Genomic DNA, 24822 nt, shown 5'->3' on the forward strand with positions numbered 1-24822 from the left:
GGCAGGCACCTCCGACGGCCGGGGCAGGTCGCCCGACCCGGACGCCCGACCCCCGGCGGCCCGCCGATCGCTCGCGATCGGCGGGCCGCCGGAGGTCGGAAGCCGGGCGGGGTCAGCGGCGGGAGTCGCCCAGGCTCGGGTCGTCGTCCGGGGTCGTCCACGAATCGCCGCCCGGCTGCGGCTTCGCCTGGGTCGGGTCACCGACCGGACGCCGACGACGCGCGACCCGGCGGCTGCCCCACCAGAAGCTCGCGAGGAGCACGCCCACCACGACGATGCCGATCGCGACGGCGAGAAAGACGGCGTTGGTGCCGGCCGCGGCCAGCTCGGAGGCGAGTCCGACGGCAGGGTGATCGGCGATCATGATCGTCTCCTTCGGATGGCCCGGCACACGGCCGGGAGGGGATGCGGCGGTCCCGCGGGGGACCGTGGCCGGCGGGTCGCGACCGTGCCGCCGTGGCCCGGTGACGACGCTCGTCCGCCTGGCGAGCGCGTACCCCGTGGTGATCGGCGCACACGGCTTTCACCTCCGTCATGCGCCACGCGAGCCGATCCCCGGGTTCCTCCGGACCGGGCCCGCCCCTGCCGGGGCCGCGGAACCGTGCCCGCTACCGGGTCCTCCGTACGGAGAACTCGTTGCCGTCGGGGTCACGCATCGACGCGCGGCCGCCGTCGCCGCCGGAGGGGCCCTCGCCCGCGTCCGCGCGCGTCGCGCCGAGCGAGATCAGGCGGTCGACCTCCGCCTGCCAGTCGGCGTCGGCGGGGACCGCCAGCTCGAGGAACAGCCTGTTCGTCCCCGTGTGCGGCGCCACCGGAGGACCGCCCCACGTGATCTTCGTGCCGCCGTCCGGCGACTGGATCGCGGTCTCCTCGTCCTGGTCCCAGACCAGCGGCCACCGCAGCGCCCTGCTCCAGAAGTAGCCGACCTCCCGCGTACCGTCGCAGGCCAGCGCGCCGATGAGGCCGGTGTCGGCGAGGAACGTGTTGCCCGCCGCGATGACGCAGAACTCGTTGCCCTCCGGATCGGCGAGGACCACATGTCCCTCCTCGGGCAGCTGGCCCACGTCGAGGTCCGTCCCGCCGAGTCCCAGCGCCTTCGCCACCGTCCGCCGCTGCTCCTCGGGGGAGGCGCTGGTCAGGTCGAAGTGCCCGCGGTTCCGGCCGGCCCTCGGCGTCCGGTCCGGCAGGAACCGGATGCGGAACCCGCCCGGGCGAGGGGGCAGCAGCGCGACGTCGCCGTCCGGACCGCCGGCCGACTCCCAGCCCAGGACCCCCGACCAGAACCGCCCCAGGTCCTCGGGCCGGGTCGCGTGGAAGCAGATCGCGAACAGCTGACTGGTCATACCCGTACGTCTCCGATCCACCGACCACCGATACGGCGCCCCGCCCGGACCCTGGTCCGGGTCCCGGCCCCTCGCGCGAGCGCAGCCTAGGGGCCGCCGCGCGCCAGCCGCATCCGGTTTTCCGCCCTGGGGGAGCCCCGTGACACGCAGGGCGGTGTGGCGGCCGGGTGGTCTCCGGCGCGCTGGAACGTGCCGCGCCGCCCGCCGTCGCCTCCAAGGCCGAGGATGGGCCCGATCACCCCACTCACAAGCCGGGAGCCCCCGATGCTCGAACGCAAGACGCGTAAGAACCGTGCCGAGGTCACCTTCGTCCTGCCGGCCGACACCCCGCCCGGACCGGTCAGCGTCGTCGGCGACTTCAACGGCTGGCAGCCCGGTGTCCACACCCTCCAGCCGCGCAGGGACGGCCTGCGCGCCGTGACCGTGGGCCTGCCCCTGAAGAGCGCCCACGCCTTCCGCTACCTCGCCGCCGGGGACTACTGGTTCGACGACGAGGCGGCGGACGCCCACGACGGAGTCAACGGCCGCGTCCACACCTGAGCCGCCGTACGCGAGCCCCCGGGCCGCGATGACCGCACCCGCCCGCCGAGCGCGCCACCGGCGGGCGGTGCGTGGGCCCCGCACCGCCCGCGGGGGAGGCGCGTCACCCGGTCTCCGGCCGCGAGCGACCGCACCGCCCGCGAGGGAGACGTCACCCGGGCCCGGCCGCGAGCGCCGGACACGGCACCCGGTCTCCCGGGCTCAGCGCGACGGGCTGCGCAGCTCGCCGCCGAGCGACTTCGTCGACCGGGCCGGCCGGTCCGCCGGCGCGGTGGCGACGCGGGGCAGGGCGTACGGGTGCTGACGGGACAACCAGGCGACCAGCTGCTCCCGCACGGTGCACCGGGTCGTCCACAGGTCGTCGGGGTCCTTCGCCGTGACGATGGCGCGGACCGTGATGCCCGTGGGCGTGGTGTCGGTGACGGACAGGTCCCAGCCCCGACCGTCCCAGGTCGGGCAGGTGTCGAGTATCTCGCGCAGCTGCGCCCGCATCAGCTGCACGGGCGTGGCGTGGTCGCAGTGCACCATGACGGTGCCGGTCATCTCGATGCCGCCGCGGGACCAGTTCTCGAACGGACGGGCTGTGAAGTACGACACGGGCATGGTGACGCGCCGCTCGTCCCAGGTGCGGACCGTGAGGAAGGTCAGCGTGATCTCCTCGACGGTTCCCCATTCGCCGTCGACCACCACGGTGTCCCCGATGCGGACCATGTCGCCGAACGCGATCTGGAAGCCGGCGAACAGGTTGCCCAGCGTCGACTGGGCGGCCACGCCCGCCACGACGCCGATGATGCCGGCCGAGGCCAGCAGCGAGGTGCCCAGCGTGCGGAAGCTCGGGAAGGTCACCAGCATGACGGCGGCCGCCACGACACCCACCGCGACCGTCACGACCCGCATGATCAACGTGACCTGGGTGCGCACGCGGCGCACCTTGGCCGCCTCGCGGCTGCCGGACGCGTAGCGCGCGTAGCTGGACTCGACCACGGCGGCCACGATGCGGATCGAGAGCCAGGCGCCCGCGGCGATCAGCACGAGCAGCAGCACGTGTCCGATCAGCGCCTGACGCTCACGGAGCGGGGGCCAGTCGATCGCCCGGTGGGAGCCGCGGAGCAGCCCCGCGAGCATCACGATCTGGAACGCGGCACGACAGCGGCGCAGCAGCCCCCACAACGGGGTCTCCGGATGGCGGAGGTCCGCCCGGCGCAGCAGGAAGTCGGCGAGCAGGCCGCTGGCGACCGTGAGCAGCACCGAGCCGCCCACGACGATCGTCAGACGAAGAACGCTGTCCATATCTCCTCAGCAAGGGTGTCGGTCTGCGTACACCCCCTCGCCTGCCCCGCTTCCGTACCGGGAACCGGACGGTCGTGCACACGGACGGGGTCCGCGGGGGACGGGGCGGATAAGACGCCGTCCTTCGGGTACTCGCGCGGGCGAAAGCGAGTACGCGGAGGAGGCAGATCATGCGTGGGCGCAACGGCGGGAGACCCGCGTCGCGGACGGCGACGGGGGCGGCGGGCCGCCTCACCGACGAGGAGTTCCGGGCACTGCTGAGCGAGGCGAGAGCGGAGGCACGACGGCGTTCGCTCGGCTCGCCGCCCGGGGGAGAGGCGGACTACTCGTTGCGCACGCAGCACGCGGAGTTCGGGGCGGCGGCCCACTGACCCGCGGAACGCGCGGAAGGGGACCCGGCGTCCGGCGCCGGGTCCGCCGTCTCAGCGGCGGACCGGCATGTGACCTGCCGGCACCCGCTCCGCAGCGGCGACCGGACCGGGTGGGGTGCCGTCGCCGAACGGGCGCCCACCGAGTGCGTGGCGGCCGTGCGGCGTGAGCCAGCCGGAGAGGTCCGGGCCGACCGGGATGACACCGGTGGGATTGATGTCGTCGTGCACGGTGTAGTAGTGGCGCTTGATGTGGGCGAAGTCGGTCGTGTCGCCGAAGCCTGGCGTCTGGAAGAGGTCCCGGGCGTACGCCCAGAGCACCGGCATCTCGCTCAGCTTCTGCCGGTTGCACTTGAAGTGGCCGTGGTAGACGGCGTCGAAGCGGACGAGTGTCGTGAACAGGCGCACGTCCGCCTCGGTGATCGTGTCGCCCACCAGGTACCTGCTGCCGCGGAGGCGTTCGGAGAGCCGGTCGAGCCGGTCGAAGAGCCGCTCGTACGCCTGCGCGTACGCCCGTTGCGATCCGGCGAACCCGGCCCGGTAGACACCGTTGTTGACGTCGGCGTAGACCGGCCCGTTCACGGCGTCGATCTCCTCGCGCAGCGCGGACGGGTAGAGCCGCGGGGCCCCGGGGCGGTGGTGCGCCGTCCACTCCAGCGACAGGTCGAGCGTGATCCGCGCGAAGTCGTTCGTCACCACCCGGCCCGTCGGGACGTCGACGATCGCCGGAACGGTGATTCCCCGGTCGTACTCCGGATCGCGGGCGAGGTACGCCTCCCGGAGCCGCTCGATACCGAGGACCGGGTCGCGGCCCCCGGGGTCGAGGTCGAACGTCCAACTCCGTTCGTCGTGGACGGGACCGGCGATCGCCATCGGCAGCGCCGCCTCCAGCCCGAGCAGCCGCCGCACGATCACCGCGCGGCTCGCCCAGGGGCAGGCCCGGCTGACCACGAGCCGGTAGCGGCCGGGTTCCACGGGGAAGCCGTCACGGCCGTCCGCGGTGATCCGGGTGGTGAGGTACCGGCTGTCGCGCGCGTACTCCTTGTCGTGCTGCACGTAGCTCATCCCCGCGCAGTACCCGCCCACGGCGGCGGCAAAAGTCGCGGAGCGCCGGACGGGGCGGGCGGACGACGAGGCCGTGCCCGCCCCGCGGCCCCCCGGGTGGGCGGACACGGCCGCCGGGACCGCGCCCGGTGACCACGCGGCCTTCCCCTCCGGGCGCCCGCCGGCCCCCGCTCGCAGAGATCGCGAGTCGGAGGACGGCGGGCGATACTGGGCTCGGCCCGGGCACCCACCGTCGAGCGGGTGACCGAGGGCCGGGGTGTCCTCTGACGGCCGGCGCCCTCGCGCAGTCCTCCGGCGCGGCCCAGGCCGTCGCCGGGGTCCGTACCGCCCCGGAGGAGTGACACGTCACGGCACCGTGAACGCCCCGGGCGCGCGCCCGGTCCCGAGAATCCGGCGCCCCTCGGCGCGCGAGCGAGGACGGTCACATGGCAGAGACGGCGGCACAGACTCCCACGGCGCACACGGCTTCCACGGCGCACGCGGCCTCCGGGGCACCCGGGCGCCCGGACGGTTCCCGCTCCCCGGGCGTGCGGCGGATCACCCTCGACGCCGCCGGGCTGCCCCTCTCCGCCCTCCTGAGCGAGCCCGCGGACCGTCGCCCGCCCCGCGCGACGATCGTGGCCCTGCACGGGGGAGGGATGAGTGCCGGGTACTTCGACGGCCAGGCCCACCCCGACGTCTCCCTCATGACGCTCGGCGCCCGCCTGGGCGTCGCCGTCCTCGCGCTCGACCGGCCCGGCTACGGCGCCTCCGCCCAGCAGCTGCCCGAGGGACAGTCGCTGCCCGAACAGGCGACGACCGTCCGGGCCGCGCTCGCCGAGGTCACGGCCCGTCACGACACGGGCCCGCTCTTCCTGCTCGCTCACTCCTTCGGCGGCAAGCTCGCCCTCGCGCTCGCCGCGGACGCGCCGCCCGGGCTGTTCCTGGGCGTCGACGTCTCGGGGTGCGGGCACCGGCCGGCGGTCGACGTCGTCCGCCTCCTGCGCCACCCCGACGGCGCCGCCCTGCGCCGCCTGAACTGGGGTCCGCTGCACCTCTACCCGTCGGGCACCTTCCACGTCGGACAACGGATCGTGACTCCGATGCCGCCGCGCGAGCGGGACACGGTGGGTGCCTGGGGCGCCCTCGCGCCGCGCCTGCTGCCCCGCGTACGCGTCCCCGTCCGGTTCACCTTCGCCGAGCACGAGGCCTGGTGGCGGCACACCGACGCCGATCTCGGCGCCCTCACCGGCCTGCTGTCCGGAGCGCCCCGTGTCGTCGTCGACCGGCTTCCCGGCGCCGGCCACAACATCAGCCTCGGGACCGCCGCCCGCGCGTACCACCTGCGGGCGCTCGCGTTCCTCGACGAATGCCTCCGTGACCAGGGAGGGCGAGCACCCGCTCATCCGGGCGCCGACCCTTCGGAGGCCGGCCCCCGCTCCGTGGCGAAGCGGACCGGCCTCCGCCCCGCCGTCGCTCACGCCCACGCCGGCCCTCCCGCCGTCGCACCGTGATCCCGGCTGCCGCCGCCCATCCGTTCCGTGCCCTGGGCGTCCGCAACTTCCGGCTCTTCGCCCTGGGGCAGGTCGTCTCCGTCGCCGGCACCTGGATGTCGGTCGTGGCCCAGGACTGGCTCGTCCTGGGGCTGACGGGGAACTCCGCGACCGCCCTCGGCACCGTCACCGCCCTGCAGTTCACCCCGGTGCTGCTGTGCACCCTGTACGGCGGAAGGCTGGCCGACCGCCACGACAAGCGCACGCTGCTCACGGCGGCCAACCTCGTCTCGGGCCTCCTCGCCCTGCTGCTCGCCGTCCTCGTGCTGAGCGGCGGCGTCAGCCTGGCGCACATCAACCTCTTCGCGCTCGGCCTCGGGCTGGTCAACTCGGTCGAGGTACCCACCCGGATGGCCTTCATCGGTGAGCTGGTGGGACCCGAACTACTGCCCAACGCCTCGGCGTTGAGTGCCGCCTACTTCAGTGTCGCCCGTGTGGCGGGCCCCGCCGTCGCGGGCCTGCTCATCTCCGTCGCCGGCACGGGCTGGGTGCTCCTGCTCAACGGGCTCAGCTACGCGGCGACGGTGCTCGCCCTGCGGCGCATGCGCCCGGACGAACTGCACCGCGGCGCCGAGCCGGCCGGGCGGGTTCGGGTCGCCGACGGGCTGCGGTACGTGCGGAGCCGCCCCGACCTGATGGTGCCGCTCGCTCTGGTCGCCGGCGTGGGCCTGTTCGGGCTGAACTTCCAGCTCACCCTGCCGCTGCTGGCCAAGACCGTGTTCCACGCCGACGCCGCCTCCTTCGGCCTGCTGACCACGGCCTTTGCCGCCGGGTCGCTCGTCGCCGCCTTCCTCACCACCGCCCGCCGGACGCGGCCGTCGGCGCGACTGGTCACCGTCGCCGCCCTCGTCTTCGCCGCCCTGGAGACGGCGACCGGATGGGCGCCCGGGTACGCCGCCGCCGTCGTCCTGCTCTTCCTCACCGGCGGGGCCTCCCTCTACTTCGCCCAGGCCGCCAACCACCGTGTCCAACTCGGCAGCGACTCACGCTTCCGCGGCCGGGTCCTCGCCCTCTACGCCCTCATCCTCCAGGGCTCCACCCCGCTCGGCGCGCTGCTCGTGGCGCGGATCGGTGCGGAGTGGGGAGCCCGCGCCTGCCTCGTGGCCGGCGGTCTCGCCTCCCTCCTGGTCGGCCTGGGCGCGCTCTGCCCGCGGGCCGGACGCTCGGGCCCCGAGCCCCCGGAGCGCGACGCCGCGGCGGAACCGGCTCGGCGTCAGCGGAGTCGAAGCCCCGGACGTCGTCGGGACCCTGCCGACGGCGGCCCGTGGACAGGTGGTTGAACACGGGTCAGGAATCCGTTCGTGACGGGGGTCTTGCGCAGACCCCGGCCCGCTCTCTAACCTCCGGCGCAATGGTTAGGAATATTTCCTAACCATTAGCCATGGCTCAGAGCCCGGTCCCTGGAAGTCCGTCACGAAAGGAACCACCACTGTCATGAGCCGAAGAGGCACCACTCTTCTCGTGCTGTCGGGACTGCTGGCCCTGCCGCTCGTCGGCCTGCCCCAGGCAGCCGCGGCCGACTCCCTCGTCTCCGCCGGGAAGCCGGCGACGGCGTCGTCCGTCGAGGGAAGCGGCTTCGCGGCGGGCCTCGCGGTCGACGCCGACACCAGCACCCGGTGGGCCAGCGCCGAAGGGGTCGACCCGCAGTGGGTGCGGATCGACCTCGGATCCCCCCACACCCTCTCGCGCGTGAGACTCGACTGGGAGGCCGCGTACGGCAAGGCGTACCGCATCCAGTCCTCGGCGGACGGCGCCACCTGGACCGACCTCTACTCCACCGGCTCGGGCGACGGGGCGGTCGACGACCTCGCCGTCTCCGGTACCGGACGCTACGTCCGCATGTACGGGACCGGCCGCGGCACCCCGTACGGCTACTCCCTCTGGGAGTTCGAGGTCTACGGCGCGCCCGCCTCGGGCGGCGGCGACACCACCGCGCCGAGCGCGCCGGGCAACCTGCGCACCACGGCGACGACATCGACCAGCGCCTCGCTGGCGTGGAACGCCGCCACCGACAACGTGGGCGTGACCGGCTACGACGTCTACCGCGGCACCGTCCTCGTCGGCTCCACCACCGGAACGACGTACACCGACACCGGACTCACCGCCTCGACCGCGTACAGCTACACCGTCAGGGCGCGCGACGCGGCCGGGAACGCCTCCGCCGCGAGCGCCGCGCTCGGCGTCACCACACCCGGTGGAGGTTCGGGACCGGCCGTTCCCTTCGGCAGCCACCTCAGGCCCTACGCCGCCGGCACGCTCAAGCCGTCCGGCACGCAGGCGACCCTCGACCAGAAGGTCGTCGCCTACTACAACAACTGGAAGTCCGCCTTCGTCCGCCAGAACTGCGGCAACGGCTGGTACCAGATCATCTCGCCCGACGCCGACCACCCGTACGTCGCCGAGGCGCAGGGCTACGGCATGGTCATCGCGGCGACGATGGCCGGCGCCGACCCGGACGCCAGGAAGATCTTCGACGGACTGGTCAAGTGGAAGATCGACCACCCGTCCTCGGTCAACCCGAACCTGCTGGCGGCCGAACAGGACGTCAACTGCCGCAGCGTCAACGGCGGGGACGGCGCCACCGACGGTGACATGGACGTGGCGTACGGGCTGCTGCTCGCCGACAAGCAGTGGGGCAGCGCGGGCACGTACAACTACAAGGACCTCGCGATCAAGCACATCAACGCGATCAAGAAGGACGAGGTCAACCCCACGACGCAGCTGCTGAAGCTCGGCGACTGGAGCAGCTCCGGCGACCAGTACTACTACATCACCCGGACCTCCGACTGGATGGTGGACCACTTCCGCGCCTTCCGCTCGGCCACGGGCGACAGCGCCTGGGACGGCATCCGCAACGCCCACCAGACCCAGATCGCCAACCTCCAGTCCACGTACGCGCCGAGCACCGGACTCCTGCCCGACTTCGTGGTCACCACCAACACCACGCCCAAGCCCGCACCCGGGCAGGTCCTGGAGGACCCGAACGACGGCTCCTACTGGTGGAACGCCTGCCGCACCCCCTGGCGCATCGGCGACGACGCCGTGACCGGCGGGGACGCCAAGTCGCTCGCGGCGGCCCGCAAACTCAACAGCTGGATCAAGACGAAGACGGGCGGTGACCCGAACAGGATCGCCATCGGCTACAAGCTCAACGGCACGCAGATCTCGGCGGGCAGTGAAGCCGCCTACTTCGCCCCCTTCGCCGTGGCGGCGATGACGGACCCGGGCAGCCAGGCGTGGCTGGACGCCCTGTGGAACAAGATGCTGGGCACCCCGATCGACACGAGCAGCTACTTCTCGGCGAGCATCCAGCTCCAGGTCATGATCACGGCATCCGGCAACCACTGGGTCCCGTGACCCGCGACCCCGGCACCCGCCGCTGACCTCGCGGCACCACCGGCACCGCGCCGCTCCGGCGTCCCACGGAGCGGCGCGCTGCCCGTGCCGGGCCCCCGCGGCGGAACCGGGGGTCCGGCCGGGCTCCGAACGGCTGATCCGCGCCCGTTTCGGACGCTCAATGCGCCCTGCCGCCCCCTCGGTGTGATGGGCTCGCGGCTCCGTCCTGCGCGCGAGAAGAGGGGCCCGCGGTGTCCGACCATCCCGGTGCGCGACGGTCGCACGGCCTGTTCCACCCGCCGCGCCGCGCGATGCGCAGGGAGCTCTCACAGCTGGTGTGCGCCCTGGTCGGCTTCGGCCTGGGGCTCCTCGTCGCCCAGGTGGAGGCCGGGCCGCAGGTGGCGGCGGACGGCGTCGGGAGCCTGCTGTTCACCTTCGGTTTCGGCGTCATCAGTCTGGTCAGCATCATCTACTCGGTGCTCTTCCTCGTCGTGCAGTTCTCGGCCAGCACCTTCACCCCGCGCCTGGGTCTCTTCCGGGACGATCCGATCGTCTGGCGGACGTTCGCCTTCGCGGTCGGGGTCTTCGTCTTCTGCGTCACCACGGGGCTCGCCGCGATCGGCCAGGAGGACGTCTCGGTCGTCCTCCCCGCCGCCGCGGTGGTCCTGTCCCTGCTGGCGCTCTGGTTCATGCGCACCCTCCAGGCGCGGGCCTTCACCTCGATCCAGCTCGCGCCGTCGCTCGCGGCGATCACGGAGCGCGCCCACCACGTGATGGACGTGCTGTACACGAGGCCGTACGCGACCGGAGGAGCCGACGGGACCGGAACCGTCGTGGAGACCGGCGAGAAGCCGGCGGAGGTCGTGACGCTGTGGTGGACCGGGCAGGGTGCGGTGCTCCAGCAGATCGACGTGCCCCGTCTGGTCGAGGCCGCGCGCCGGGCGGACGCCGTCGTCGTCCTGTACGCCGGTATCGGCGACACCCTGGGCCGCGGGCGCCCCATGGGCGAGATCCGGGGCCGCGGCCTCCCCGAGGCGGCGGTCCGCCGCGGGCTGGTCACCGGTGTGGAGCGCATCCTCGGCCAGGACCCGGAGCTGCCGTTCCGGCTGCTCGCCGACATCGCCCTGCGGGCGCTCTCGGCCGCCGTCAACGACCCCGCGACGGCCGTACAGACCCTCGACCATGTCGAGGAGCTGCTGCTCCACCTCGCCGACCGCGACCTGGCGATCGGGCACGTCACGGATCCCGAGGGCAGCGTCCGGCTGATCGTGCCCGTACCGGACTGGGAGCGGTACGTGCGCACCGCCGTGGACGACGTGATCGTCGCGGCGGTCGTGGGCGCCCCCATGGCCCTGCTCAGGGTGCGCGAGCTGCTCACCCGGCTGCTCGACGCGTGCCCGGAGGCGCGGCGCCCGGTGGTCGCCGACCGGCTGGACTGGGTCGAGGAGCTGGGGGCGGAACGCCACCCACGGCTGTGGACGCCCGGACCGCGGAGGCCGGCCTCCTGAGCGGTGCGGGCGGGCCCGAGAGGCGGTCCGCCGGTACGCGACGGCGGCGGGCACCACGACGCCCCGGTCCGGCCGGCTCCGGTGGACCCGGGGCCGCCGACGGAGGGACCGTGACCTCAGCGGACGCCGAGGAACAGGCCTCCGGGGGTGTCGAGATCGTCGTTGTTGATGTGGAACGCGCGCAGCGAGCGGGCGATCTCCCGCTGGGAGATGAACGCGTCGCGGTCCAGGTCCAGGCGCTTGAAGGCGACCGGCCCGGCGTCGCCGGGGACGCCCCAGACCGTGAGGTACGCCGCGAACTCGTCCGCGGCGACCCGCTGGTCGCCGTCGGTGTCCAGGATGCGGAAGATCGCCCGGGCGAGCCGCTCCAGGACGTTCGGCCCGTCCGTCTCGTAGTCGGCCGAGCGGTGCGCCGCGACGAACTCCTCCTCCGACAGCCGGTCGCGCCCGGGCTCCGCCCGGGCCAGCAGCCCGAGCCACAGCTCCCAGTACGCCCGCTCCAGGGCCTGGATCCGGGCGTCGTCCGACGCCAGGCCGTACCCGGCCGCGTACCGGTCCACGACGCCGCGGTGGTCGGCCCAGGTGACACTGCCGTCCCCGTCGCCGTCCAGTACGGCGAAGAGCCGTCGGAGCCGACGCGAGATCGGATCGGGTCCTGCCATGCTTCCCCAGTCCTTCCGAGAGAACGCACCGTCTGGTGCGCCGCCGCCCCGTGACGACCGTGCCCCGGGGCGGGTACGAGCCGGTCGATCTCTGAGACGCACGATCCCCCGCCACGGTTCATCCCGCCGCCGGGACGGCTCCCGGAGTCTTGCCGATCGCGCGGGGCTCCCGGCCCCGGCCTGATCCACGGGACAACCCCCTAGGATCAGGGCGCCATCAGCGCAGGCGCCCCGGTCAGGGCTCCTGGCGGGGCACGGGACCGGGTGAAGGGGAGAGGGCCATGGAGACGGAGCCGACCGCGCAGGGACAGGGCGTGCTGCCCGCAGGGCTGGGAGAGGCGATACGAACCACCGCCGAGGACATCGCCGCCGTGCTGCGCACCGCGGCGGACACGGGGCTGCCCGTACCGCGGTCCGAGTGGACCGTCGGCGAGGCCGCCGCACACCTCGCCCAGGCCAACGAACTGATGGCAGACATCGCCGCGGGCCGCGCCCGGCCCTACGGCGACGGCACCCCGCCCGGCCTGGCCGCGGCCAACGCGCGGGCCCTCGACGCCTTCCCCGAACGGGGCGCCGCCCCGCTCGCGGAGATGATCACGGACCAGGCCGCCGCCTTCCTCCGGACGATCGACGAGCGCGCGCCGGACGACGTCCTGGACACGCCCCTCGGCCCGATGGACCCGGCCGTCCTCGGCTCGTACCTGCTCACCCACATGCTCGGCCACGGCTACGACCTCGCCCAGGCGCTGCGCCGACCGCACATGATCGACCGCGCCCGGGTCGAACTCACGCTGCCGTTCATGATCACGGCCATGCCCCGGGTCGTCGACCCCGCCGCCGTCAAGGGACTCAGCGCCCGCTTCACCGTCCGCCTGTGGGGCGGTGCCCGTTTCGGCGTCACCGTCGCCGACGACGCCGTGCACACCACGGCCCGTCCCGTGGAGCGCCCGGACTGCACCATCCTCACCGAGCCGGTCGCCTTCCTGCTGCTCGGCCTCGGCCGCTGCGACCCCTGGCGCGCCATCGCCGGCGGGCGGGCGCTCAGCTGGGGACGCAAGCCCTGGCTCGGCCCGCGCTTCCCCCTCCTCTTCACCGCGCCTTGAGCGCGCGGCGGGGCCGGCGCACGTCGTCGCCGACCGTCGCCGAGCGCCGGGGCCCGCATGGAGGGATTCTTGAAGGAGAAGGGCCGTGCGGCGGTTCCGCGTGGCCCGAGGTGCGAGGAGGACGACCATGACACGGCAACTCGAGTGGACGGTCGGCCTGGAACTGACCGAGGAGGACGGCAGGACGAGGGCCGAGGCCCGTCTCGACACCGGGACGGCCCACCTCACCGGCCGCGGCAGCGCCCGCTGCAACCCCTCGGACGTGGACGTCCCGGCGATCGGCGACGAACTCGCCGCCGGCCGGGCCATGAAGGATCTGGCCGGACAGCTGATGCGGGAGGCCAACCGCGACATGGAGGCGGTCGGCGCGGGAACGGTGCCCCAGCACACCGGGCCCGGATACGGCTGGCCCGAGGCGGTCTCGTAGCCGGGCGGACCCGCTCCGGCCACCGCCCGCGGTCGTGAAGGCGGGTCCCGAGACGGGCGCCGGCGGAGGCGCCCGCTCCGGTCAGGCGCGCGCCGGGCCGGACCCCGCGAGCGGCCCGTGCCCCGCACCGCCCTCCGCTTCGGGGGCGGCGCGGGGCACGATGTCGGTGCCGCCGGCCATGCCCTGGTCACGCTCGGGCTCCCGGTCCTGGTCCTGGTAGGTCAGCCGGTCCACGACCTCCACGACCCCGTCGACACTCTCGCAGAGCCGCACGAAGACCGGGGCCACGCTCCGGCGTTCCAGCGTCCCGCTCAGCGTGACCCGGCCCTCGTCGACGTCGATGTGGATCGACGCGGGCGAGAGGCCGAGGATGCGGGTCACCACGTCCTCCAGGATCTCCTCCTGGATCGCCCGGTCGCGCCGCAGGAAGAGCTGGAGCAGGTCACTGCGGCTCAGCACCCCGATGAGCCGGCCGCCGGCGTCCACCACCGGCAGCCGCTTGACCCGGTGCCGCTCCATGAGCCGGGCCGCCTCGATCGCCGTCCACGACGGCCGGGCCACCACCACGGGGCTGCTCATCATCGCCTCGGCCGTGCTGGGACCGTCCTTGGTCGTGTGCCGGCGCAGCAGATCCGCCTCCGAGACCACCCCTACGGGCCGGTCGTCCTCGTCGACGACCGGGACGGCGGTGATCCCGTACTCGTCGAGCAACCGCGCGATCTCCTTGAACGACGTGCCTGGCTGAACGGCCACCGCGGTGGGGGTCATCAGATCGGCCACACTGCGGTTCCTCATGCCCGGTCACGTCCCTTCTCGTCTCCTTTGTCCATGATCCCCCACGCGGAGCCCGGACACGCCCCAGGGGSGTGTCCGGGCTCCGCCGGATCAGGGCGACGAGGCCCGAGGGGTGTCCTGTCGATCAGGGCGACGGGAGCCCGGACAGGACCTAGTCGAGCGGGTCGAGCGTGACGTACGCCTGCTGGGGGCTGCCGTCGTGCACCAGCGACTCGTGCGCGCCGACGTCGTCGAAGGCGAAACCGTACGCCTTGCCGTCCGCCATCTGGGCGTGGATCTTGCGGGAGTAGTGGTTCGTCACGGCGTCCTGGTAGAAGCCGGCCGACGAGGTGTCCGGCTGCTGCGGGTTGGTGAGCAGGGTGGAGCGGTTGAAGCCCGCGCACAGCGTGCGCGAGATGGGGCCGCGGACCTGGTCGTTCGGCGCGTCGAGCAGCTTGTAGCAGCCGAAGACGCTGTCCGAGTCGGGCTTCTGGAAGGAGGTCACGACCGCGCCCGAGCTGTTGGTGAAGTTCATGACGTTGCCCGAGACCCGGCCGAAGTACTTCACCGCCGGCTGGTTGGCGAAGGGGGTCACGGTCAGCGTCGAGCCGGCGTACTTGCTCCACACGCGGTTGATGTAGTCGTTCATCACGCTCGAGGGCAGCGCTCCGGCCTCGATGCCGTGGCCGGGTGCGAGGGCGCGCAGCACGGTGCCGTCGGACCGGGTCTGGACGAGGCCGGCCCAGCCGCCGGGCTGGCCGCGCAGCGCGTCGAAGAAGCCCCGGTAGCCGCCGGGCTTGAGCCGTCCGGTGGTGGCCACGCTGCCGTCGGGGCGCTTGACGCCGACGGCGTAGGGCACGGAGAACATGTCGACCTGCGTGCTGTTGAGCCACAGGCCCGCGTCGTTGAGCGTGTACTCGGACCAGTTGAAGAGGATGTTGCGGTTGGGATCGCTCGGGTTCTGGACCGCGGGCTGCACGAGCCCGCCGGTCGCGACCTTGAAGACGAGCTTCTGTCCGTAGCTGAAGTAGATCCGGCCGGAGAACTTGGGCAGCCGGATCGTCATGGACTGGCCCCGGGCCGGTCCGGCGATCGAGGCGTCCGGCGCCGGGGAGGGGACGGAGCCGCCGGCGGGCCAGGGGTGGAAGGTGCCGTTCGCGTCGGCCCAGCCCTGGCGGCCGGTCGAGAGCTCGGTGCCGAGGTTGTAGACGTAGACCTGGTCGGTGCGGCCGGAGTTGTTGGTGAAGGTGAGCGGGATGGTCGCGGGGACGGCGGCGGCCGCCGCGGCGTCGGCGCGGACGGTGCCGGCCTGGACGTCCGCGGACGGTCCGGCGACGGTGAGCGTGATGCCGGTGACCGCGGCGAGCGACAGCGGGACGAACACCTTGAGCCTGCGCCGGTGGGGGGAGGGCATGGGTTTCGGGTGTGGGGGAGATCTCTGCTGCGGAACCGGACGGGGACCGCCGGGCCGCGCGGCCCGGCGTGCCGGGCGGGGCCGTGGCGCGCCGCTACGGGGGGCCCTCGGTCCGCCGGAGCGGGCGCTCCCGCGGATCGGGGGGTTCGCCTGAGTCATCTCGGATCACAATGTGTCATTTTCGCCCGTGATGTCCGCGCTCGCGAGCCGGGACAGGGGCGCGGTCTTCCGCGGCCTCCGGCGTGCGACACGGCCGGGATCGCGGCGCCGGATCCGTCTTCGGGGGCACCGTCTGAGTGATCAAAAGAGCGAGGGGTTAGCATATGAGCGCCGCCTAGCTCGAAAGATAAACCTGTGACTGTCAAAGACGACTCGTTCACCAACTGGAAGAACCGCGAAGAGATCGCGGAGTCGATGATCCCGATCATCGGGAAGATGCACCGCGAGCAGGACGTCACCGTCCTGGTCCACAGCCGCTCCTTGGTGAACAAGTCGGTGGTGAGCATCCTCAAGACCCACCGGTTCGCCCGTCAGATCGCCGGCGAGGAGCTCTCGGTCACCGAGACGCTCCCGTTCCTCAAGACGCTGACCACCCTCGACCTCGGTCCGTCGCAGATCGACATCGGCATGCTGGCCGCCGAGTACAAGTCCGACGACCGCGGTCTCTCGGTCGAGGAGTTCACCGCCGAGGCCGTCGCCGGCGCCATGGGCGAGAACAAGATCGAGCGCCGTGAGGGTCGCGACGTCGTCCTCTACGGCTTCGGCCGCATCGGCCGCCTCGTCGCCCGCCTCCTCATCGAGAAGGCCGGCTCGGGCAACGGTCTGCGTCTGCGCGCCATCGTCGTGCGCGGCGGTGGCGAGCAGGACCTCGTGAAGCGCGCCTCGCTGCTGCGCCGCGACTCGATCCACGGCCAGTTCCAGGGCACCATCACCGTGGACGAGGCGAACAGCACGATCGTCGCCAACGGCAACACGATCAAGGTGATCTACGCCAACGACCCGTCCGAGGTCGACTACACGGCGTACGGCATCGACAACGCCATCCTCATCGACAACACCGGCAAGTGGCGCGACCGCGAGGGCCTGTCGAAGCACCTGCGCCCCGGCATCGACAAGGTCGTCCTGACCGCGCCCGGCAAGGGTGACGTGCCGAACATCGTGCACGGCGTCAACCACGACACGATCAAGCCGGACGAGCAGATCCTTTCCTGCGCCTCCTGCACCACCAACGCGATCGTCCCGCCGCTGAAGGCGATGGACGACGAGTACGGCGTGCTGCGCGGTCACGTGGAGACCGTCCACTCGTTCACGAACGACCAGAACCTGCTGGACAACTACCACAAGGCCGACCGCCGCGGGCGTTCCGCGCCGCTCAACATGGTGATCACCGAGACCGGTGCCGCCTCGGCCGTCGCCAAGGCGCTGCCGGACCTGAAGGCCCCGATCACCGGCAGCTCGATCCGCGTCCCCGTCCCGGACGTCTCGATCGCCATCCTGAGCCTGCGCCTGGGCCGCGAGACCACCCGCGACGAGGTCCTCGAGTACCTCCGCGACGTCTCGCTGCACTCGCCGCTGAAGCGCCAGATCGACTTCACCACGGCCCCCGACGCCGTGTCGATGGACTTCGTCGGCTCGCGCCACGCCTCGATCGTCGACGCCGGCGCCACCAAGGTCGACGGCGACAACGCCATCCTCTACCTGTGGTACGACAACGAGTTCGGCTACTCGTGCCAGGTGATCCGGGTCGTCCAGCACGTCTCCGGCGTCGAGTACCCGACCTTCCCGGCCCCGGCCGTCTGATCCGGCACGCCCGGTCCGTCGGCGCACGCAGGCCGTCCCCCCGTCSGACGGGGGGACGGCCCGCGCCGTTTCCGTGCCGGCGGCGCCCGCTCCGCCGCGGACCGCTCAGACCCAGTTGACCTCCGCGCGGGCCAGCAGCGGATCGTCCACCAGCTCCCACAGCGGCACGGCGACGTTGCCCTGGCCGTAGCGTCCGCCGAAGTGGAGGCCGAGGACGCGGTGGTCCGACAGGTCGAAGACCGGGGACCCGCTGTTGCCGCCCAGGGTCGAGCAGTCGTGCCCCATCACCAGCGCGCCCGGGGTGAACTCCGTCGCGGTCCCCGGCTGGAGCCGCTTGACGTTGTAGACGTCCATGAAGATCCGCCGCATCGACTCCGGCTCGTTGCGCCGCCCGTCCCAGGCCGGGTAGCCGATCACGTACACGGGCCGGCCCGGCACGTCCGGCGGGGCGTCCGCCGCGACCGCCGGGGGCGTGGGCAGCGGCACGTCCGCGGACGGGGCGACCCGCAGCAGGGCCATGTCGACGTCCGGATGGATGCCGACCACCCCGGTGATCTCGTACGGGAGCGGTCCGGCGGCCGGCGACGACGGCACGGCGGGAAGCTCCTCGCCCGGATCGACCCGGGCGGACACCCCCTGCCGGAAGGTCCAGCCCGAGCCCTCGGCACGCGTGAACTCGACGGCCACGTGCCGATTGGTCATCACCGTCTCCGGACCCACCTGGAAGGCCGTGCCCACCCAGTCCAGACTGTCGTGACCGGTGAGTTCGACCCGCCCGACGCGGGCGATCGACTCACGGATCGCCTCCCGGCCCGCGTCGAGAACCGACCAGTCGCCCTCCTGCGGGGCGAAGTCACGGCCCTGCACCAGGATCGCCGGGCGGCCCTCCAGCAGGACGATCGCCTCCACCCCGAAGTACTCGTCCTCGTCGATCTCGTCCGCCCGGTGGTCGGCCAGCTTCTCCAGACCGGCGGCACCGGCCTCCAGGACCCTGGCCCGTTCCTCCTGCGCGAAGCGGGAGATCTGGCCCGCCGGGGCCTCCTCCGCCGGCGCCTCGGCCATCGACTCGGAGATCTCCGCCTCCAGGTTCTTCCGCACCCGCGCGGCGACCGCCGTCAGGTCGCCCAGGACCCGCTCGGGGTCGGTCGCGACCGGTGATCCGTACCGCATCCTCCGTCACCTCCGCCTCGGGCCGCCCCGCGCACTCAGGCCGCCCGCACATGGCTCTCGCCGGCCGACTGAGCCGACATGATCTCCTCGTACAACTCGGGCCTCGTCTCCCGCAGATGGGCCAGGACCGCACTCATCTGCGTTCCGACGTTCACGAACGCCGTCGCCCTGCCCTGGTAGTCCACGTCGTCGACCCGGCGCGTGCCGCGGTGCAGCGCCACCACCGTCCAGTCGTCCGTGAACACCGGGGAACCGGACGAGCCGCTGCGGGTGTCGGTGAAGTAGCGGATGTCGCGCTCGTCCGCCTGGTAGACGAGGTTGTTGCGCAGCGCGACGCGCTTCGGCTGCCCGCCGGGGTGCTGGATGATGTTCACCGCCACGGGATCCGTGCCGGTGAGCAGCAGCGGAGCCGTCGCCATCCGCAGCACCGGCCGGGGCGGCAGCCCCGCGGACAGCCGCAGGATCGCGTAGTCCAGCGCCTCGTCCCAGGCGACCAGCGCGCCCGCCGTCGCCTCCTCGGTCTCCGCGTCGTCGGCGCCGTAGTCGAAACGCGAACGGGAGTTGCGCACCTGGAGCTGGAGGTCGGCCTCGGCGACCGTCGGACGCACCCCCGGGGTCCGGGTGCGCGCGTTCACCACGTGGTGGTTGGTGATCAGCAGGCCGGGGCCGATGAGCCAGCCGGTGCCGGCGTGCGGATAGGCGGGCTGGAGCGGCGCGCCCGACTCGTACGGCGGGACCTTCAGCCGGGCGACCGCCGTCCCGGCCAGCACCCCGGCGTGCAGGAACTCGAAGGGCACGGTGTCGTCCCGGAAGACGATCTCCTCCTTGTTCTCGCCCGGCAGGGCGCCCGGCGGCACGTCCGGCTCGCCCGCGGCGTCGCGCGCCACGTCGTCCAGGGCACGTTGCAGGACGGTGAGGGGGCCGGCCTCCAGGGTCTGGGCGATCGCGTTGCGCAGCCAGACCTCCAGCGGCACCGTGCCGTCGATGAGGCGCTCGACCCGGTTCATTGCCACCAGGTCGGAGTGCGTCTGCCGCAGCGGGCTGTCCAGCACCGGCAGACTCGCCCGGAAGCGCGGCGTCGTGCCGTCGAAGAGGAGCGGCCGGACGGCGCTCTCCGCGAGGCCGGCGTCCAGCGCCGCGTTGCGGACCCTGACCACGTCCTCGGGGGACAGGTACGGCTCGCTGCGCACCGAGCCCTCCGCGGAGTCGGGCGGCGGCTGCGTCCACAACCGGGTACCGGCACCCTGCCCCGCGTCCTCCGCCTCCGTGCCGGCGACGCCCGGGCGCCGGTCCGGCGCGCCCACGTCCATGGCGGCGGCGACCCCGACCAGCAGGTCCCCGCTGCGGTCGCGGAGCATGAGGGCCCGCCAGGCGATGCTGTCCAGGGTGCCCCGCCGGCGTGCCTCCCACAGGGCCGCCTCCACCTCGGCGTACGGCATCCCGGGCCGCGTCCGCGCGCCGCCGGGCTCCGGGGCCACGGGCGCCTCGACGGCCCCGGTCGAGGCGGTGCGTCCGTCGGTCGGGGGCCCGCCCTCGCCCGGCCCCGCCGCCGAGTCCAGGATCCGCGTCAGCGGCTCGCGCAGCTGCGGTTCGTCGGTCATGGCGGCGTCGATCCAGTGGGCGAGCGCGTCCACCACCGACTCGTCGTCGGCGGGCAGGCCCACCAGCCGGAGCGTGTGCTCCAGCAGCTCCGGGTCGGACCGGCCGGCGGTCGCCGCCGCCGCGCGGGCCAGCGCCGGCCGGCGCGCCACCTCCTCGTCCGGCAGCCCCCGCAGCGTCCGCGCCAGCCGTGCGTCCGTCTCGGCCGAGCCCTCGTCCGACAGCGCCGCCAGCCGGGACCTGGCGACCAGGACGCCCAGCGACTCGTGCGGCAGCCCGAGGCCCCGCGCGAGGTCCTCCGCCTCCTGGAGGTCGCGGTCGGCGTCGACGACGTCGCCCGCGTCCTGGGCGAGCCGCGCGGAGAGCTGGAGCAGTTCGAGCCGGGTCTCGGCGCAGCCCGCCTCCGCCGCCCGCTCCACGGCCCGTTCCGCGCTCTCCCGTGCCTCCGCCGCCCGGCCGGAACGGGCCAGCGTCTCCACCAGGAGCCCGTGGAGCCGGCTGCACGGAGTCCAGGGCTGCCGCTCGGTCAGCCGCTCCGCGGCCGGTTCGACGTACCCCTGGGTGAGCAGGTCCTCCACCTCGCGCGCGGCGATCCGCTCCCAGTCCTCCTGGTCGGCCTCGGCCATGATCCGGTCCGGTACGTGCCCGCCGATCCGCGCCAGCAGGAAGGCCGCCGACCGTGGGGGCATGTCGCGGTCCGCGCCCGCGAGGGCGCCCTCGACCCCCGGCTCCCAGCGCGGCTCCACCGTGCGGGGGTCCTCGCCCAGCCGGAGCCGGTGGTAGATCTCCTCGGCCCGGGCGGCGGGACCCTCGCGAGCGGCGTAGTACCGCACCGCGCTCCGGTCGACGGCCCGCATCAGGTCGGTCCGCGCGCTGTCCGACAGCCGCAGCATGATGCTGCGCAGGTCCGCCCGGTGCCGCACCGTCCCGGGGCCCGCCGACTCCATCAGGTCGAGGCGCGAGACCAGCCGGCCGAAGAGCGTCCGGGCCTGCTGAGGGGTCTCGACGCGCAGCCCGGCCGGCCCGGCGAGGACGTCGCCGATCAGCTCGGGCGTGATGACCCGCAGGGCCAGGCCCGCCTGCACCAGCGCGCGGACGTCGTCCTCCGCGATGTGCTTGAGGATCCGGTCGTACAGCGTGCCCTGGATGAGCATCTGGTCGACCTTGTGGTGGAACCAGCGCCGGCGCGAGGGAAGGGAGTCCAGCAGGTCGCTCAGCGGTTCGGAGCCGGTGCCGAGCATCACGGCCGTCCGGGCCGCGAGCTTCAGGCTCAGCGGATGGCCGCCCACCGTGCCGGCCAGCTCGCGTGCCACCGCCTCGTCGTCCACGCCGCAGGACATCAGCAGGTCCACGGCCGCCGGCTCGTCGAGCTCGCCGAGCTCCATCGTGCGCGGCGCCAGCACCTTCGCGGGGTGGTCGATGGGGGCCCGCCCGGACACGATGAACCGCAGCCGCGGATAGGCCGCGCGCAGCGCCGTCCAGATGGCCCACATGCGGGCCAGCACCGGGGAGCCGCGGTACTGGGCCTCCTCGAAGGAGTCCACGGCGATCAGCAGCGGCGGGGCCGTGCCGCCCTCCGGGGTCCGGACCGCCTCGGACACCAACTCGGCCACCGAGCGCGCGAGTTCCTGCTCGCGCGCGCTGGCCCGGGTGTGGAACCCCGCCGAGTAGTCCCGGCCGAGGGTGGCGCGGGTGGCGGAGAGCTGGGCGAACTCGTCGATCCGGGTCCGCTCGCCGCGCTGCCCGGCGGCGGTCTCCTCGCACTCGTCGGCCAGCGCGTCGAAGGCGGCCCGGTGGTCCGGGTACTGGATCCCGAGCTGCCTGGCCGCCTCGGCGATCACGGTGGCGGGCTCGTGGACGGAGAGCGTGGGGCGCTCGAAGTCGATGTAGGCGAAGGGGAACCCGGCGGGCGCCTCGCGCAGGCTGTCGAGGAGGAAGCGGGCGAGCAGGGTGCTCTTGCCGATGCCGCCGACCCCGTGCAGGAGGACGGGCGGCTCGGCCGGCTCGGCGGGCAGCGCGAGATAGGCGCGCAGGAGGTCGAGTTCCCGCACCCGCCCGTGGAAGGTGCCCCGCACCAGCCGCTCCATCGGCTGGAGCAGCCGGGCGCGTTCCAGCCGGTGCTGCACGTCGTCGATCGAGGGCAGCCCGCTCGTGCCGGGCACCCGGCTCAGCCACAGGGTGGCCTGCAGCGTGTCCGAGAGCTCCTCGACGCCCTGCGTCGACAGGCCCGGGGCGGTGCCGGAGAGCAGCGCCAGCGCCGTGCGTTCGGGGCAGGGGCCTTCGGGGAGGAGGCCGAGGTTGGCCTCCAGGGCCCGCAGCGCCGCCCGCGGTCCCTGGAGACCGCGCAGCGCCTCCTCGCGGACCTCCGGCTTGAGGACCCAGACCGGAGCGGAGGGGCCGCCCGGCGCCGTGCAGTCGTCCACGAGCGCGAGGACGGCGGTCTGCCCCGGCGGCTCGGACCCGTCGGGCAGCCGCAGCCGGGCGGGGTCGAAGTCCTGCAGCAGACAGGCCGCTTCGCGGTAGGCCCGGCGCAGTACGGGCAGCGCGGGCGCGGCCATGGCGCCCGCCGCGCGCAGCCCTTCGCGCAGGAGCGCGGCGACGTCGCCGCCGGGAGCGGCCGTACGGTACAGGCGTACCGTCTCCTCGACCGCGGTGCACACCCGGCGCATGTGGCTGTCCGTCGATCCGGGGGCGTCGACCGCCCGCATCACCTCCGCCACCGCCAGGTCCGCCAGCGCGCCGACGCGCGCCTCGTCCGGCTCGTGCGCCGCCTCCGCCTCCGATTCGGCGAAGAACTGCCGGAAGAACACCCGCAGATCGTCCTCGTCCACCACCCGCGCGGTGTCGCGGCACTCGTTCTTGCGGATGTCGTAGGGGAGTTGGCGCATGGTGGAGGAGTAGCCGAGCAGGACCAGCCGCGGGACCGCGTCCTCCTGGACGGGCGTGTGCTCGTAGATCGCCAGGGCCAGCTTGCCGATGCAGTCCCACACGTCCGCGTTGGGGTCGAGCCGGTCGCAGTCGTCGAGGACCAGCCAGAAGCGTTCCTCGGCGGCGGTCGCCCGGCTGACGATCCGGTGCACGGCGTCGTCGACCGAGGGCAGCGGATCGTTCAACCGTGTGGGGTCCGACGGCAGTGCGGGGGCCCCGGGGCCCGCCGTGAACTGCGCCAGCCGCTCCACCAGCCGCGCGGCCGTGGAGGTGCGCGACAGCGTGACCCGCACCGGCCGGAAGCCGCAGTGCTGGCCGAGATGGCGGATCAGCCGGTAGGTGTAGGAGCGTCCGCTGTCGGGCTCGCCGTCGACGACCAGCACCGTCTGCTCGGGGTCGTCGACGAACCCGCGCAACTTCTCGCGCAGCTCCGCCCGGTCGATGAACACCTCGGTGCCGCCGCGGAGCACGAGGGCCCGGAAGGGGTCTCCGGCGGCCCGGTGGGTCCGCTCGTCCTCACGCAGCCTCGCCAGCAGGATGCGTGCCTCGGCGCCGCGTTCGCGGGCGCCGAACCCGCCGCGGCCGACGGGGCGTCCGTCGCCGCCGGGTCCGCCACCGGCGTCGAGCGGGTCGAGACCGGCCAGCGCCTCCAGCAGCCGTCGCTGGTGGGCGATGTCCCGCCGGGCCGCCCGCACCAGCAGGCGCGCGTTCTCGTCCGGGTCCGGGGTGAGCGTGAGGTCCTCGACGAAGCCGGCCGGGAGCCCGCTGAGCCGCAGCCGGGTCGCGGGATCGGGGGTGTCGAGGAGATGGTCCCGCACCCATCCGGTGACGAGTCCCCACTCCGTTTCGGTGAGCGGCATTCCGCACCTGCTTGGCGGTCCTTGCGCAGCGTCGGACGGAACCGACCGATGTCCTTCATGGTTTCACCGGGCCGGGAGCGTGGCAAACGCGCCGGTCGTGCGCCCCTCTTCGCGCCCGCTCCCGCCGGCGGGCTCACCCCGACAGCACGATGTCGTCGTACGACTCCAGGCGCCGCCAGCGCTCCTCGGGCGCGCGCGACGGCGGCATCAGGTCGACGTCGGGCAGCGCCCCGAACTCCAGCTCGGTGAGCTCCGCGACGTCCGCGACGGGCACCTGGTAGGTGCGGAACGGGCCGAGCGGCGGCGGCGCCCCCGGGGTGGCCCCGGCCAGTGCCCGGTCCGCGTCCCGGCTCAGGTCGGGGCTCTGGTCGAGGACGTACCCCGTCGACGCCAGCACCCCGTCCTGCATGAACGCGGCCACCTTCCAGAACCGCAGCGGCACCTGGATCCCCCGGTAGGGCGGGTCGGAGTCGTGCAGCACGGGCCCGGTGAACACCGTCAGCCTCCGGTCGAACTCGGCCGCGTGGTCCAGGAGATGGTTCTCCAGGCCCTGCCAGAGCCGCTTGCCCTGGTTGAAGACGTCGGCCTGCGGCGCGGCGTTCGTGAAGTGGAACGTGTCGGTATTGGCCCGGCCGGCCTCGGCCACCGCACCCCACACCGGATCGAGCCGGCGCACCAGATGGCCGCGGTCCAGGCTGTTGTTCCGGTAGACGTCGTCGCCGGTCTGCTGCTCCCGCGGCAGCCGAGGGTCGTACAGCCACACGTCGTCGCGGGGCACGTCCTCCAGGAGCCGGCGTCCCTCGATGCAGACCGCGGTCGAGGCGGCGAGCCTCCGGTCCGGTCGGAAGACCACCGTGAAGTGGGTGTACGGAAGGATCACCGTCTCGACCGAGGTGCGGGCGGGCAGCGGAAGCGGCACGGCGGGGCCGAGGAACGTCTCGTCGTAGCCGGCACGGTCGTCGAGCGCGTCGCGGCGCGGCTGCCCGGCACGCGGGGGCGGCGGAGAAGGCGAAGGGTCGGAAGCGTTCATAGGATGTAAGTACCGCGCATGGAGGGTCGCGCTCGGCACCGGGCCGCAGGCCACTCGTTCAGACGCCCCCCGG

Annotated in this window: 19 protein-coding genes; 9 read left to right on the plus strand and 10 right to left on the minus strand. The window is 73.6% G+C overall.

The window, feature by feature from the left end; genetic code table 11:
* Nucleotides 1-112: 112 nt before the first annotated feature.
* Nucleotides 113-364 (minus strand): DUF6479 family protein, encoded by a 252-nt coding sequence (locus EAO71_RS03935; RefSeq protein ID WP_147976365.1) that lies wholly within the window; start codon nucleotides 362-364, stop codon nucleotides 113-115.
* A 244-nt stretch (nucleotides 365-608) separates the two neighbouring features.
* The gene (locus tag EAO71_RS03940) at nucleotides 609-1343 is read right to left on the minus strand and encodes a VOC family protein (RefSeq protein WP_147976366.1); all 735 of its coding nucleotides are present in this window, start codon (nucleotides 1341-1343) and stop codon (nucleotides 609-611) included.
* 264 nt (nucleotides 1344-1607) lie between these two features.
* Here EAO71_RS03940 and EAO71_RS03945 point away from each other — a divergent pair, with 264 nt between their 5' ends.
* Nucleotides 1608-1883: an isoamylase early set domain-containing protein gene (locus EAO71_RS03945; protein ID WP_147976367.1), complete on the plus strand. Its 276-nt coding sequence runs from the start codon at nucleotides 1608-1610 to the stop codon at nucleotides 1881-1883.
* 201 nt (nucleotides 1884-2084) lie between these two features.
* On the opposite strand, the gene EAO71_RS03950 is transcribed toward EAO71_RS03945, so the two are convergent.
* A complete protein-coding gene (locus EAO71_RS03950; protein ID WP_147976368.1) occupies nucleotides 2085-3173 on the minus strand; it encodes a mechanosensitive ion channel family protein in 1089 nt (362 codons plus the stop codon).
* 170 nt (nucleotides 3174-3343) lie between these two features.
* Between EAO71_RS03950 and EAO71_RS03955 the strand changes: the two genes are divergently transcribed.
* Nucleotides 3344-3544, plus strand: coding sequence for a hypothetical protein (locus EAO71_RS03955; protein WP_147976369.1), 201 nt, complete (start codon nucleotides 3344-3346; stop codon nucleotides 3542-3544).
* Between the two features lie 51 nt (nucleotides 3545-3595).
* Here EAO71_RS03955 and EAO71_RS03960 read toward each other — a convergent pair whose 3' ends face one another.
* The gene (locus EAO71_RS03960) at nucleotides 3596-4606 is read right to left on the minus strand and encodes a glutathione S-transferase family protein (protein WP_147976370.1); all 1011 of its coding nucleotides are present in this window, start codon (nucleotides 4604-4606) and stop codon (nucleotides 3596-3598) included.
* A gap of 425 nt (nucleotides 4607-5031) precedes the next feature.
* On the opposite strand from EAO71_RS03960, the gene EAO71_RS03965 reads away from it, so the two are divergent.
* The 4 genes from EAO71_RS03965 (at nucleotide 5032) to EAO71_RS03980 (ending at nucleotide 10982) form a co-directional block, all read left to right on the plus strand.
* Nucleotides 5032-6099, plus strand: a complete 1068-nt coding sequence (locus EAO71_RS03965; RefSeq protein WP_147976371.1) for an alpha/beta hydrolase — start codon at nucleotides 5032-5034, stop codon at nucleotides 6097-6099.
* The gene (locus EAO71_RS03970) at nucleotides 6096-7418 is read left to right on the plus strand and encodes an MFS transporter (RefSeq protein ID WP_410093948.1); all 1323 of its coding nucleotides are present in this window, start codon (nucleotides 6096-6098) and stop codon (nucleotides 7416-7418) included. Before EAO71_RS03965 ends, EAO71_RS03970 begins: the two co-directional genes overlap by 4 nt.
* A gap of 154 nt (nucleotides 7419-7572) precedes the next feature.
* Nucleotides 7573-9495 (plus strand): glycosyl hydrolase family 8, encoded by a 1923-nt coding sequence (locus EAO71_RS39610; protein ID WP_147976372.1) that lies wholly within the window; start codon nucleotides 7573-7575, stop codon nucleotides 9493-9495.
* Nucleotides 9496-9725: 230 nt separating this feature from the next.
* Nucleotides 9726-10982, plus strand: coding sequence for a DUF2254 family protein (locus EAO71_RS03980; RefSeq protein WP_147976373.1), 1257 nt, complete (start codon nucleotides 9726-9728; stop codon nucleotides 10980-10982).
* 116 nt (nucleotides 10983-11098) lie between these two features.
* On the opposite strand, the gene EAO71_RS03985 is transcribed toward EAO71_RS03980, so the two are convergent.
* On the minus strand, nucleotides 11099-11644 hold the full coding sequence (locus EAO71_RS03985) for an EF-hand domain-containing protein (RefSeq protein WP_147976374.1): 546 nt from the start codon (nucleotides 11642-11644) through the stop codon (nucleotides 11099-11101).
* A gap of 281 nt (nucleotides 11645-11925) precedes the next feature.
* Between EAO71_RS03985 and EAO71_RS03990 the strand changes: the two genes are divergently transcribed.
* On the plus strand, nucleotides 11926-12747 hold the full coding sequence (locus EAO71_RS03990) for a maleylpyruvate isomerase family mycothiol-dependent enzyme (protein ID WP_147976375.1): 822 nt from the start codon (nucleotides 11926-11928) through the stop codon (nucleotides 12745-12747).
* Between the two features lie 127 nt (nucleotides 12748-12874).
* Nucleotides 12875-13174, plus strand: a complete 300-nt coding sequence (locus tag EAO71_RS03995) for a DUF1876 domain-containing protein (RefSeq protein ID WP_147976376.1) — start codon at nucleotides 12875-12877, stop codon at nucleotides 13172-13174.
* Between the two features lie 81 nt (nucleotides 13175-13255).
* Here EAO71_RS03995 and EAO71_RS04000 read toward each other — a convergent pair whose 3' ends face one another.
* Both EAO71_RS04000 and EAO71_RS04005 read right to left on the minus strand, forming a co-directional pair.
* A complete protein-coding gene (locus EAO71_RS04000) occupies nucleotides 13256-13969 on the minus strand; it encodes a CBS domain-containing protein (protein ID WP_147976377.1) in 714 nt (237 codons plus the stop codon).
* Nucleotides 13970-14120: 151 nt separating this feature from the next.
* Nucleotides 14121-15362: a glycoside hydrolase family 64 protein gene (locus EAO71_RS04005; RefSeq protein WP_147976378.1), complete on the minus strand. Its 1242-nt coding sequence runs from the start codon at nucleotides 15360-15362 to the stop codon at nucleotides 14121-14123.
* 354 nt (nucleotides 15363-15716) lie between these two features.
* Here EAO71_RS04005 and EAO71_RS04010 point away from each other — a divergent pair, with 354 nt between their 5' ends.
* A complete protein-coding gene (locus EAO71_RS04010) occupies nucleotides 15717-17162 on the plus strand; it encodes a glyceraldehyde-3-phosphate dehydrogenase (protein ID WP_147976379.1) in 1446 nt (481 codons plus the stop codon).
* A 105-nt stretch (nucleotides 17163-17267) separates the two neighbouring features.
* Here the strand turns inward: EAO71_RS04010 and EAO71_RS04015 are convergent, their stop codons facing one another.
* The 3 genes from EAO71_RS04015 to EAO71_RS04025 all read right to left on the minus strand — a co-directional run bounded on the left by EAO71_RS04015 (nucleotide 17268) and on the right by EAO71_RS04025 (nucleotide 24749).
* The gene (locus tag EAO71_RS04015; RefSeq protein ID WP_147976380.1) at nucleotides 17268-18332 is read right to left on the minus strand and encodes a trypsin-like serine peptidase; all 1065 of its coding nucleotides are present in this window, start codon (nucleotides 18330-18332) and stop codon (nucleotides 17268-17270) included.
* A 35-nt stretch (nucleotides 18333-18367) separates the two neighbouring features.
* Nucleotides 18368-23719: a trypsin-like peptidase domain-containing protein gene (locus EAO71_RS04020; RefSeq protein ID WP_147976381.1), complete on the minus strand. Its 5352-nt coding sequence runs from the start codon at nucleotides 23717-23719 to the stop codon at nucleotides 18368-18370.
* A 133-nt stretch (nucleotides 23720-23852) separates the two neighbouring features.
* Complete coding sequence (locus EAO71_RS04025) at nucleotides 23853-24749, minus strand: DNA/RNA non-specific endonuclease (protein WP_147976382.1); 897 nt, start codon at nucleotides 24747-24749, stop codon at nucleotides 23853-23855.
* Nucleotides 24750-24822 lie beyond the last annotated feature (73 nt).

The sequence above is a fragment of the Streptomyces sp. MS191 genome (assembly GCF_008042125.1).
Lineage (GTDB): Bacteria > Actinomycetota > Actinomycetes > Streptomycetales > Streptomycetaceae > Streptomyces.